This window comes from Streptomyces sp. NPDC007095, assembly GCF_040634475.1.
Classification (GTDB): Bacteria; Actinomycetota; Actinomycetes; order Streptomycetales; family Streptomycetaceae; genus Streptomyces.
Map to the genome: position 1 here is coordinate 1 of NZ_JBEYFS010000119.1, position 12,204 is coordinate 12,204.

Consider the following 12,204-nt stretch of genomic DNA (forward strand, 5'->3'; position numbering starts at 1 on the left):
CGTTACCCCGCGAGCGTACGTACCCCCCCCCGGGGCCCCCCCGCCCCTGCCGCCCATCCCGGGGGGGCCCCCCCCGCCCCCGGGGGGGGTTGGGGGGGGGGGGGGGGGGGGGGGGCCGGTCGCGCAGTTCCCCGTGCCCCTGGGGCACGGGGCTGCGCCCCGGTGCCCCATCGCCCCGCTGCCCCGTCGGCCTGACGGCCTCGTCCCCGAACGCCGGACGGACTGAAGATGCGCGCAGCGCCCCCTCAGGGACGCGGGGAACGGCGCGGTCAGCCCCCGTCGGCCCGTAGTCAGGGAACTCGGCGCCCGCACCCGTGTCAGGGCAGAACAATGCCCGCGCAGCTCCCCAGCTGCGCGGGCATTTGTGCCGTCCGCCGCACCCCCGTCCCCACGGGGTTTCATGGCCGGATGTCCCCGCCCGGACCGCTCTTCCGGGCCTGGGGCGCCGCTCAGCGCCCCAGCATCACGCCCACGGACGACGCTTGTGTGACCACCGCGTCCCAGCCGCCGAAGACGACTACGAGCAGGGCCGCCAGGGGAAGGACCATCGCTGTCGCCACCAAGGGGTGGCGCTGACCCTGACGACGCGGGCGGAACGCGGCGCTGTACGCCTTGCGTCCTGTGCGGATCGCCGTCCGCGGTGCCGTGTGGGCCATGGTCCCTCTCCTGACCGAGCATCTATGTGGTTGGCAGCGGCGGGTGTCTGACCTCGGGGGACGAGTGCTGCACCCGCCGCTTGACCTCAAATCTATGGGTGCGGCGGCGATCGGTCGTCATGCCCTCGTACCGATTGCCGGGCCTCCCGGAGGATGAGCGATGACCTGCGGTGTACTCCCCTGGGTGGAGATGAGGACCTAGGTCTCAGGGTCTTCCCGGAGGGGGCGTCCGGTGTGCCCCGACTGTTCCGAGCTGTCCTCCCTCGGCACCGGCTGCTCGACCAGCGCCAGCACCCGCGTCGCCATGAAGCGGGCGGTGCGCACCACTGATCCGTTTCGGGTGACTTCGCTCACTTCCACCACCCCCCGGCGCACCGCGGTCTCCACTCTGCGACCCGCCCTGCTCGCCACCACCTCGTACGTACGCGTCGTGTCCCCGGCGTCCACGACTATCTCCACGCGATCACCCTTCACAGGTTCAATCCCCCTTCTGCGACGGACGGTTGGGATCACAGGCGGCCCAAAGCAGTCCTGTTCGCTCATTCCCTGACCGTCTTTCAAGTTTCCCACCCGGCACTGACAATCGATCGGGCCGTGAGGGCGCGGCCTCTGCGCGCACCCGGCTGCGGAAACGTAAGCTGTGGCTCGTCAAACGGACCGGGCAGCGGGGATGGACATGGCGATGATGCGCCTGAGGCGCGAGGACCCGCGTGTCGTCGGCTCGTTCAGGCTTCACAGACGGCTCGGCGCGGGTGGGATGGGCGTGGTCTACCTGGGCTCCGACCGCCGTGGCCAGCGGGTCGCGTTGAAGGTGATCCGACCGGATCTGGCGGAGGATCAGGAGTTCCGGTCACGGTTCGCCCGCGAGGTCTCCGCGGCCCGGCGGATCAGGGGCGGCTGCACGGCGCGGCTCGTGGCCGCCGATCTCGAGGCGGACCGGCCGTGGTTCGCCACGCAGTACGTGCCGGGGCCCTCGCTGCACGACAAGGTCGCCGAGGAGGGCCCGATGTCGGCCGCCGACGTGGCCGCCGTCGGGGCCGCGCTGTCCGAGGGGCTCGTCGCCGTGCACGAGGCCGGTGTCGTGCACCGGGACCTCAAGCCGTCCAACATCCTGCTGTCCCCGAAGGGGCCGCGGATCATCGACTTCGGCATCGCCTGGGCGACGGGGGCGAGCACCCTGACGCACGTCGGTACGGCGGTCGGCTCGCCCGGGTTCCTCGCGCCCGAGCAGGTGCGCGGCGCCGCCGTCACCCCGGCCACCGACGTGTTCGCGCTCGGCGCCACGTTGGCGTACGCGGCGACCAACGACTCGCCCTTCGGACACGGCAGTTCCGAAGTGATGCTGTACCGGGTGGTGCACGAGGAGCCGCAGTTGCACGGTGTTCCGGACGCGCTGGCTCCGCTCGTCCGCGCTTGTCTGGCCAAGGACCCCGAGGAGCGCCCCAGCACGCTCCAACTCTCCCTGCGGCTCAAGGAGATCGCGGCCCGCGAGGCGCAGGGCATGGCGGATGTCCGCCCGCCCGCGCAGCGCAATGATCCCGACCGGCCGACGGGGCGCCTCGCCGAGCAGTACGCCGAGCAGCCCACCCAGCGCCGCCCGCAGGGCACACCGCCGCCGCGCACGGGCGGCACCAACGGGGGCTCACGGCCGTCGCAGCCGGGTGCGCGACCCGCGCCCGCCCGGAGTACCGGACGATCCGGCAGCAGGCCCGCGCCCCGCAGCGGCGCCGGGCGTCCCGCACCCCGGACGACGGGGACCGGGCGGCGGCCGGCCAATCCGCGACTGCTGCGTCAGCGGCTCTTCGTGTTCGTCGTGGTGACGCTGCTCGTCGCGCTGGGCATCGCGGCGGCGCAGGGCTGCCAGGGGCCGGCACGCGGGCTGGAAGACGGGGGCACACGGAAGGACGTACGACAGGAGCAGTCGTCCTACGCGCGGCCTCCCGGCGATCTGATGGCCGCGCAGTACCGCAGCCGGATCAGCGAGGACGGCTGAGGCCGACAGGCCCTACGGCTGTGGGCGGCCCGTCGCCACCGCGTAGAAGGCGACCGCTGCCGCCGCGCCGACGTTGAGCGAGTCGACGCCGTGGGCCATCGGGATGCGGACCCATTCGTCCGCCGCCATCAGGGCCTTCGTGGACAGGCCGTCGCCCTCCGCGCCCAGCATCAGCGCGACCCGGTCCATCCGGTGCGGGGCCGCCTCGTCCAGGGACCTCGCCTTCTCGTCCGGGGTGAGGGCGAGCAGGTTGAAGCCGGCGTCGCGGACCGTCTCCAGGCCCTTGGGCCAGGTCTCGAGACGGGCGTACGGGACCGAGAAGACCGCGCCCATCGAGACCTTCACGGAGCGGCGGTAGAGCGGGTCCGCGCAGTCCGGGGAGAGCAGGACCGCGTCCATGCCGAGGGCCGCGGCGGAGCGGAAGATCGCGCCGATGTTGGTGTGGTCGTTGACCGCCTCCATGACGACCACCCGGCGTGCGGACCGCAGGAGTTCCTCGGCCGTCGGCAGCGGCTTGCGCTGCATGGACGCGAGCGCGCCGCGGTGCACGTGGTAGCCGGTCACCTGTTCGGCGAGCTCCGGGCTGACCGCGTACACCGGGGCCGGGAGCTCGTCGATGACATCGCGCATGACGTCGACCCACTTGGCGGACAGGAGCATCGAGCGCATCTCGTACCCGGCGTCCTTGGCGCGTCTGATGACCTTCTCGCCCTCGGCGATGAACAGGCCCTCGACGGGTTCGCGCTTGCGGCGCAGCTCCACGTCGGTCAGGCCCGTGTAGTCACGCAGACGCGGGTCGTCGGGGTTCTCAACGGTGATGAGATCGGCCACAGGGTGATACTGCCTTGTCCTGGGTGCGGTGCCAACGGCTGGGCACGGGTTGGGTTACCGGTGGTTACTCGGAAGCGTTCAGCGGGCTGTGCACACCCACGTTCACGACCTCGCCGATGACGATCACCGCCGGGGGCTTCACGTCCTCGGTGCGTACGGTCTCGGCGACCGTGGCCAGGGTCGCGTCGACGCGGCGCTGGGCGGCGGTCGTGCCCTCCTGGACCAGGGCGACCGGGGTGTCGGCGGGCTTGCCGTGCGCGATCAGGGTCTCGGCGATCCTGCCGATCTTGTCGACGCCCATGAGGACGACGAGCGTGCCGCGCAGTCGGGCGAGGGCCGGCCAGTCGACGAGGGATCGCTCGTCGTCAGGGGCGACATGGCCGCTGACCACGGTGAACTCATGTGCGACACCCCGGTGGGTGACCGGGATACCGGCCGCACCCGGCACCGAGATCGAACTTGAGATGCCGGGGACGACCGTGCAGACGATGCCCGCCTCGGCGAGCGCCTGGGCCTCTTCCATGCCACGGCCGAAGACGAACGGGTCGCCGCCCTTGAGCCGGACGACCGACTTGCCCTGCTTCGCGTGCTCGATGAGCGCGTTGTTGATGGCCTCCTGGGCCATGTACCGGCCGTAGGGGATCTTCGCCGCGTCGATCACCTCGACGTGCGGCGGGAGTTCGGCGAGCAGGTCACGCGGGCCCAGACGGTCGGCGATGACCACGTCGGCCTCGGCGAGCAGTCGGCGGCCGCGGACCGTGATCAGGTCGGGGTCGCCGGGGCCGCCGCCGACCAGGGCGACACCCGGGGTGCGGGTGCGGTGGTGGGGGGCCACCAGGGTGCCGTCGCGCAGGCCCTCGACCACCGCGTCGCGGATCGCCGCTGTGTGGCGGGGGTCGCGGCCCTTGGCGTTCGTGGTGAGGACGGCGACCGTGACGCCCTCGCTGTGGCCGGTCGCCGGGGTCCAGGCGGTCGCCGCGTCGGCGTCGTCGGAGCGGACGCACCAGACGCGGTGGCGCTCCGCCTCGGCGGAGGCGTCCGCGTTCGCCTGCCGGTCACTGGTCGCGATCAGTGCGTACCAGGCGTCGGCGAGGTCGCCGTCCTCGTACGGGCGCCTCGTCCAGGTGATCTCACTCGCGTCCGCCATCGCCTCGACGGAGGGGGTGGCCTCGGGTGACACGACGTGGATGTCCGCGCCTGCCGCGATGAGCGCCGGGAGGCGGCGCTGGGCGACCTGGCCGCCGCCGAGGACGACTACGCGGCGGCCGGTGAGGCGGAGGCCTACGGGGTAGGCGGGGTTTTCGGCCATGACGGTGCGGCTCCTCGTACGGGGCCGCTGCGCTCGGCTGGAGCGGCCTTGACGTGCTGTTTTGGATGCGGGTCCACGATACGGCGGGGCGGGAGGGGCTCCTTCCCCAAGCCCGCCCCGTCCCGGCAGTGGCACTGTGCGGCTGGGCCGCGTGAGGGGCTGGGCCCCCCGGCCCCCGCGCAAGCGGGCGCGTCGTCGGCCTACTTCTCGGTGACCCCTGCGGAGTCGAACGTCGCCACCTCGTGCATCGCCCTCGCCGCGCTCTGGACCACCGGCAGGGCCAGCAGGGCGCCCGTGCCCTCGCCGAGGCGCAGGTCCAGGTCGACCAGGGGGCGCAGGCCCAGCTTGTTCAGGGCGGCGACGTGGCCGGGCTCGGCGCTGCGGTGGCCCGCGATGCAGGCCGCGAGGACCTCGGGGGCGATGGCACGGGCCACGAGGGCGGCGGCGCCGGCGCTGACGCCGTCCAGGATCACCGGCGTACGCAGGGAGGCGCCGCCGAGGAGCAGGCCGACCATGGCGGCATGTTCGAGGCCGCCGATCGCGGCGAGGACGCCGATGGGGTCGGCCGGGTCCGGCTGGTGGAGTTCGATGGCGCGGCGCACGACCTCGGTCTTGCGGGCAAGGGTCTCGTCGTTGATGCCGGTGCCGCGGCCCGTCACCTCGGACGGGTCGGTGTCCGTGAAGACGGAGATCAGGGCCGCCGACGCCGTCGTGTTGGCGATGCCCATCTCGCCGGTCAGCAGGGCCTTGTTGCCGGCCGCCACGAGGTCGCGGGCTGTCTCGATGCCCACTTCGATGGCGGCCGTGACCTCTTCGCGGGTCATCGCGGGGCCGGTCGTCATGTCGGCGGTGCCCGCACGGACCTTGCGCGGGAGGAGACCCGGGGTAGCGGGGAGGTCGGAGGCGACGCCCACGTCGATGACGCAGACCTCGGCGCCCACCTGGTTGGCGAAGGCGTTGCAGACCGCGCCGCCGCCCAGGAAGTTGGCCACCATCTGGCCGGTGACCTCCTGTGGCCAGGGGGTGACGCCCTGGGCGTGCACGCCGTGGTCGCCCGCGAAGATCGCGACGGCGGCGGGCTCCGGGATCGGCGGCGGACACATCCGGGACAGGCCGGACAACTGCGCGGAGATGATCTCCAGCATGCCGAGCGCGCCCGCGGGCTTTGTCATCCGCTTCTGGCGCTCCCACGCCTCGCCGAGCGCCTTCGCGTCCAGCGGGCGGATGTTGGAGACCGTCTCGGCGAGCAGGTCGTGCGGCTCCTCACCGGGCAGCGCGCGACGGCCGTACGTCTCCTCGTGCACGACCCAGGACAGCGGGCGGCGCTTGGACCAGCCGGCCTGCATCAGCTCGGGTTCCTCGGGGAACTCGTCGACGTAGCCGACGCAGAGGTACGCCACCACGTCCAGGTGCTCGGGCAGGCCGAGGGCGCGGACCATCTCGCGCTCGTCGAAGAAGCTGACCCAGCCGACGCCGAGACCCTCGGCGCGGGCCGCGAGCCACAGGTTCTGGACCGCGAGCGCGGAGGAGTACGGGGCCATCTGGGGCTGGGTGTGACGGCCCAGGGTGTGACGGCCGCCGCGGGTCGGGTCGGCGGTGACGACGATGTTCACCGGCGTGTCGAGGATGGCCTCGATCTTCAGTTCCTTGAACTGCTTCGCGCGCCCCTTGGGCAGCGACTTGGCGTACGCCTCGCGCTGACGGGCGGCCAGTTCGTGCATCGTGCGCCGGGTCTCGGCGGAGCGGATGACGACGAAGTCCCAGGGCTGGGAGTGGCCGACGGACGGCGCGGTGTGCGCGGCCTCCAGGACCCGCAGCAGCACGTCGTGCGGGATCGGGTCGCTGCGGAAGCCGTTGCGGATGTCGCGGCGCTCGCGCATCACGCGCAGCACGGCCTCGCGCTCGGCGTCGTCGTAGCCGGGGGCCGCCGGGCCGGTGGACTCTCGTACGTCTTCCACTGCGGCCGTGCTCTCTTCCTGGTCGGCGACCTGGGTGTCCAGGTCGTCCGCTTGCTGTGTGACTACTACGGGCTCCGGGTCCGCCTCGAACGGCTCCGGTACGGGGGGTGTCTCGGCTTCGGCCTCGCGGGGCGCGGGAACCGAGGCGAGGGCCTCCGCCTCGATGGCGGGCTCCGCCTCGGCGAGAGGGGCGGGGTGAGCCTCCTGGCTCTCCGCTGCCACGGCTTGGGCCAGGGCCGGGGGCTCTTCGGCCGGGGGCCGCTCCTGAGTGGGCAGCGGCGGCACGGTCATGGCGTGCGGCGGGGTCGGGGCGAGGTGCGGGGTCGTCGGCACCGTGCCCTCGACGGGCACGAACTGGCCGAGGGGCTGGTCCGCGGCGGAGTCCAGGGGGGCGCCCTGGACTCCGGGTGCGCCTGCCGTGTCGCCGGGGTGGTGCTCGCCGTGCGACTGGTTCGTGGCCGCGTGCGGCGCCTGTGCGTGGGCGGCGACACCGACCGGTACACCGGCACCGGCCTCGGCGAACGCGGCGTGGGCCTCGGCGGGGGCCACGAACTGCGCGGCCTGCACCGGGAAGGCCTCGACGCCGGGGACCGCCTGTCCGTACGAGTCGTCCGCGGCGCGCGCCACCTGCGCCTGCGCCTCGGCGGCTGCCTGGGCGGCGGACACCACGAGGGGCTCCGGGGCGAACTCCGGCTGCGCGGCCTCCGCGGGGGACACGGGCTCCACGCCGGTGTCCGCCAACTGGACCACGAGGTCCGGGATATGGACACCGGCTTCCGGGAACTGGGCGTCCTGGGCCGGGAAGTGGGGCGCCTGGTCCACCGCCTGGGCGGCGGGCTCGGCGAGGTGCGGGGCCTGGTCCGCGAGTTGGGGAGCCTGTTCGGTGGCCCCCGGCTCGGCCGCGGGCGTCGACTGCGGGTCCTGCGCGGGCTGGAGCACCTGCTCGCCCGCCTCGGAAACCTGTGCCGGGGCGCCGGCAAGGTGCCCGGCGGTGTCGTCCACGGTCGGCGCCGCGTGCGGGAGGTCCTGGGCGACCGGGAAGGGCGTCGAAGCGGGAGTCGCCTCCGGGACCTCGGGGGCCGGGAAGCCGTCCGGCGCGGGCGTGGCCTCAGAGCCCGGCGCCGTCTCGAAGCCCGACACGGTCTCGAGGCTCGGCTCGGCCTCGGGGCTCGGCACGACCTCCACGGCCTGCTGGACGAGGTGGCCCTCCGACGCCTCGGGCGTGTGGGCGGTCTCCGGGGCCTGGGGCACCTGCGCGAGTCCCTGAGCCCCGACCGCTTCGACCGCCTCCGCAAGCTGGGGAACCGGGGCGAATTCCGCGGCCTCGGCGGCCTCCGGAACCTCCTCCGCCGGCGCCGCCTCGGCGACCACTCCGGCTTCCGGGCCCTGGACGGCCGACGGGACGACCGTTTCTGCGGCCGTCCCCTCGGGACCCACCGGCGGCGCTCCCCACGGCACCGCGCCCTGCGGCGGGATCTCGGAGAGCTGCGGTACGTCGAGATACTCGGGACCGGCCGTCGGAGGACCCGCGTGCCGTACCGGAGTTGGGGGAGCCACGGGGCTCGTCGGGGTGGCCACGGGCGCGGCGGCGGGGCCGCGGTCGGCGAGCGAGCGCACCGGGCTCGCGGAGCCGTCCGGAGTCGGCGGGCCGAGGTGCAGCGGGCGGCGCGGTGCCGTCGGCTGCGGGGCGGCCGCGGGGCCGGGCACGCGGACGCCACTGAGGTCGAGTGAACCGCTGTCCCGGCCGGCCGTCTCGTGCGGACCCGGCTCATGGACGAGAGGCTGTTCCTGGACGAGGGGCTGCGGGGGCGGCGGGGCCACCTCGTTGCCCCACGCTCCCTGTGCGCCTGGCATGAGAAGCAGGTCGTCGTCCTCGGCGGGGTTCTCGGAGGGGTCGAGGAAGGTGTACACGCCCGGGGCGGGGACGCCCGGCTGCTCCACCATGCCTGCGTTCTCCGGCAGTCCCTCGCCCGGGACCTGGCCGGTGTCGGTCATGCGTACCCCTCGCCCATCGGTTAGTGCTTCCAAGTCCTGCTCGCCCGGAACGGCGCACCGACCGCCCCGCAGTGAAGAACGAGCGTGCGCGCCCAGCGGCACGAACGACCGGCCAACAAAGACGACAAAGCCATTAACTGGCATTGTCCCGGTCGTCCGACCCTCGCGACAGCTTGATCCGCGACGGCCCGCTGTGGACTGCGCCACGTTGCGCGTCCTCCGGTTCTGCCGTACCACACTCGCCTCAAAACGGGCGCGTTTTCCGGACATTGGCCCACGAAAGGCCGATCACCCGGGAGCGGTACAACGATCGGCCAGCCTACCGCGCGCAGTACGACAACAGGATCACGGGTTGCGATCGGGCAGACGGCCTGTGAGCAGGAACGCGACGCTCCGCTCGGTCTCCGTCCAGGCCCTTGTGTCGAGTTCGACGGACTGGATGAGGGCGCATTCGACCTGATATCCGTGCTCGGTCAGATCGCGGCCCACGAGTTCGGCCGCGTCCCGGGTCGCCGCGTGCGTCACGATGCGCTGCGGACGGCGGTCGGCGACGGCCGAGACGACCTGCACTCCCCCGCCGCCGACGCGTACGACATCGGGTTCGGGGAGGTTCTCCAGGACGTGCGGCGCGGTGCCGTGCACGATCTGCATCTGGACGCCGTAGCGGCGGGCGGAATCCTCGGTGCGGGCGCAGGAGCCGGGGTTGCGGTCGACGGCGATGACCGCCGCGCCGGTGCGCGCCGCCTCGGTGGCGAAGGCGCCGCTGCCGGAGCCGATGTCCCACACGAGGTCTCCGACCCGCGGGCCCAGCCGGGCGAGTTGGGCGGCGCGCAGCAGATCCGTTTCGCCTTCGCCCAGTGCGCCGCCGTACGCCTGGGCGGGCAGCGCCCAGCCGCGCGGTCCGGTGCCCGGGTCGCGCCCGGCGATCCAGCCGCCGTCCTCGGCCGCGGCCACGAAGCCGCCGATGACGATGACGACGTTGGGGTCGCGCCAGGTGTGGTCGGCGGCCTTGTCGGAGGTGAGGATGGTGACCCGCTCGCTCGCGGTGCCGAGTTCCTCGCAGATGACGAAGGTGCGGTGGACTCCTTCGAGGAGCAGGCCGAGTTCGGCGGGGCCGGCGCCGGGCGAGGTGAGGACGGCGACCTTGGTGTGGGCGCGGCAGACGTTCACCGCGCGGCGCAGGGTGCGGCGGTGCGCCACGACCACCTGGGCGTCGTCCCAGGGCATGCCGGCTCGGGCGAAGGCGGCGGCCACCGAGGAGACGGCGGGCACGACTTCGACCTCCAGGCCGAACTCGGGGGCGCGCAGGGTGCGTACGACTCCGAAGAAGCCTGGGTCGCCGTCGGCGAGGACGACGGCGCTGCCGCGGTGGCCCGCGATACGGCGGGCGGCGAGGGAGACGCTGCCGAGGCGGATGCGTTCGGCGGCCCGGGGTACCTCGGGGAGCGCCAGGTGGTGCGCCGCTCCGGCGACCAGAGTGGCCGCGCCGAGGGCGGAGCGCGCCGCGGCGGTCAAGGGCGAGCCGTCCCAGCCGATCACCGTGACCCGGTCGGCCATCGTCGTCAGTCTCCAGAAGGTTTTCGCAGGTCGTCGGTGGGCAGCCCGCGGGCGGGCTCCGTGAGGGTACCTGGTGTCGCTGGGTGCGGGCGCACAGATATCTGCCGGGTGGGCGCGGTTCTTCGGAACGCCGTGCGGGGCGTCCCCGGATTCGGCGCGGGGAATCCCGCCGGTTCAGTTCCAGTCGGAGAACGACGTGAAACCACCCGTGTCGGCGAGCTGGTCGCCGACTCCGTCGAGGTCCTCCGGGAGGAGGCTCCAGACGATGAAGTCGGTGCGTACGTCCACCCAGCGGCCGTCCTCGGTGCGGGTGTGCGCTATACAGGCGTTGCGCAGGACGCCCTCGCTGATGCAGCCGATCTTCTGGGCGACCTGCTGGGAGGCGGTGTTGTCGGCCGCCGTGCGCAGTTCGATGCGCTCGAACCTCTGGTCGCGGAAGAGCCATCGGGCGGTGGCGAGCGCCGCCTCGGAGGCGTAGCCCTCGCCGCGGGCCCAGGGGGCGATGACGTACGACAGTTCGGTGGAGCGCACATGCCAGTCGGTCTTGGCGAGCTGCACGATGCCGACCAGGCGCTGGGTGAGGAACTCGGTGACGGCGAGGTCGAGTCCCCGGCCCGCCGCGCGTTCGGCGGGCGCGTACTCGGTGATCCAGATGCGGGCCCTGTCCTCGGTGTAGGGCTGGGGCACGTCGGTCCAGGCCCCGACCTGCTCGTCGTTCATCATCGCGGCCAGGGAGGGGATGTCGTCCTCGTCGAGCGCACGCAGGACCAACCGCTCCGTGCTGATGGAGATGTCGGGGAAGGTGCTGATCATGCGCCGCTCCGTAACCGTCGGGGACGTCGGGCCCTCGGATCCTTCGGGCCCGCTGAACTGCCCAGCATGCAGCATGAGGCCACCGAACTGCACCACGGGGTCCACTCCCAGTGATGGAGTGGACCCCGTACGGTGACCCGACCGGAACGACGGGATGACCGGAACTAGAACGACGGGATGACCGAACCGGCGTACTTGTCCTCGATGAACTTCTTGACCTCGGGCGAGGTGAGGAGCTTGGCGAGCTTCTTCACCCGCGGGTCGCTCTCGTTGCCCTTCTTGACGGCGAGGAAGTTGCCGTAGGGGTTGTTCGTCGCGGACTCCAGGAAGAGCGCGTCCTTGGCCGGCTTGAGACCGGAGGAGATGGCGTAGTTGCCGTTGATCACCGCGGCGTCGACGTCGTCCAGGGAGCGCGGGGTCTGGGCCGCCTCCAGCTCCTTGAACTTGAGGTTCTTCGGGTTCTTCGCGATGTCCTGGGTGGTCGCGCTGTTGCCCGCGCCGTCCTTGAGCGTGATGAGTCCCTTGGAGGCGAGCAGCTTGAGCGCCCGTGCCTCGTTGACCGTGTCGTTCGGGACGGCGACCGTCGCACCGCTCTTGAGCTCGTCGGTCTTCTTGATCTTGTGGGAGTAGAGACCGAGCGGTTCCAGGTGGACCGTGACGACGGGCACGATGTGGGTGCCGTTCTTCTTGTTGAAGTCGTCGAGGTACGGCTGGTTCTGGAAGTAGTTGGCGCCGACGGACCCGTCCTCGGTCGCCGTGTTCGGCGTGACGTAGTCCGTGAACTCCTTGACCTGCAGGTCGAGGCCGGCCTTCTTCGCCAGGTTGTCCTTGATGTAGTCGAGGATCTCGGCGTGCGGGGTGGGGCTCGCGGCGACGACCAGCGGACCGCTGGTGTCGGAGGCGCTGCTGCTCTTGTCCGAGCCGCAGGCGGAGAGGCCGAGGGTGAGGGCTCCGGCGGCGAGGACTGCGGTGGTGATCTTGGCGGTGTTACGCACGAAAAGTGCCTTTCCTTAAGGGTGGAGCAACCCCGTGGTGGGTGGTTACGGGGAAATCTGCGGGTGGGGGGAGAACCAGAAGGGGGTGTTCGGGCGG

At 72.6% G+C, this 12,204-nt stretch carries 9 protein-coding genes; 1 reads left to right on the forward strand and 8 read right to left on the reverse strand.

Annotated elements, in window-relative coordinates; all coding sequences use genetic code 11:
• Positions 1-449: 449 nt before the first annotated feature.
• Positions 450-656, reverse strand: a complete 207-nt coding sequence (locus ABZ656_RS33465) for a hypothetical protein (RefSeq protein ID WP_054230606.1) — start codon at positions 654-656, stop codon at positions 450-452.
• A 198-nt stretch (positions 657-854) separates the two neighbouring features.
• The gene (locus tag ABZ656_RS33470; protein WP_067365819.1) at positions 855-1,130 is read right to left on the reverse strand and encodes a hypothetical protein; all 276 of its coding nucleotides are present in this window, start codon (positions 1,128-1,130) and stop codon (positions 855-857) included.
• Positions 1,131-1,326: 196 nt separating this feature from the next.
• Between ABZ656_RS33470 and ABZ656_RS33475 the strand changes: the two genes are divergently transcribed.
• Positions 1,327-2,649: a serine/threonine-protein kinase gene (locus tag ABZ656_RS33475; RefSeq protein ID WP_360272926.1), complete on the forward strand. Its 1,323-nt coding sequence runs from the start codon at positions 1,327-1,329 to the stop codon at positions 2,647-2,649.
• Between the two features lie 12 nt (positions 2,650-2,661).
• Here the strand turns inward: ABZ656_RS33475 and ABZ656_RS33480 are convergent, their stop codons facing one another.
• The 6 genes from ABZ656_RS33480 to ABZ656_RS33505 form a co-directional block, all read right to left on the reverse strand.
• Positions 2,662-3,480: an RNA methyltransferase gene (locus tag ABZ656_RS33480; RefSeq protein WP_101406206.1), complete on the reverse strand. Its 819-nt coding sequence runs from the start codon at positions 3,478-3,480 to the stop codon at positions 2,662-2,664.
• 64 nt (positions 3,481-3,544) lie between these two features.
• Complete coding sequence (gene cobA, locus ABZ656_RS33485; protein ID WP_101406205.1) at positions 3,545-4,789, reverse strand: uroporphyrinogen-III C-methyltransferase; 1,245 nt, start codon at positions 4,787-4,789, stop codon at positions 3,545-3,547.
• Between the two features lie 200 nt (positions 4,790-4,989).
• Positions 4,990-8,742, reverse strand: a complete 3,753-nt coding sequence (gene cobT / locus ABZ656_RS33490; protein WP_360272930.1) for a nicotinate-nucleotide--dimethylbenzimidazole phosphoribosyltransferase — start codon at positions 8,740-8,742, stop codon at positions 4,990-4,992.
• 345 nt (positions 8,743-9,087) lie between these two features.
• Positions 9,088-10,299 (reverse strand): precorrin-6y C5,15-methyltransferase (decarboxylating) subunit CbiE, encoded by a 1,212-nt coding sequence (gene cbiE / locus ABZ656_RS33495; protein WP_101406203.1) that lies wholly within the window; start codon positions 10,297-10,299, stop codon positions 9,088-9,090.
• A 174-nt stretch (positions 10,300-10,473) separates the two neighbouring features.
• Positions 10,474-11,112: a GNAT family N-acetyltransferase gene (locus ABZ656_RS33500; protein WP_360272933.1), complete on the reverse strand. Its 639-nt coding sequence runs from the start codon at positions 11,110-11,112 to the stop codon at positions 10,474-10,476.
• A 164-nt stretch (positions 11,113-11,276) separates the two neighbouring features.
• Positions 11,277-12,107 (reverse strand): MetQ/NlpA family ABC transporter substrate-binding protein, encoded by an 831-nt coding sequence (locus tag ABZ656_RS33505; protein WP_075027598.1) that lies wholly within the window; start codon positions 12,105-12,107, stop codon positions 11,277-11,279.
• Positions 12,108-12,204: the final 97 nt, after the last annotated feature.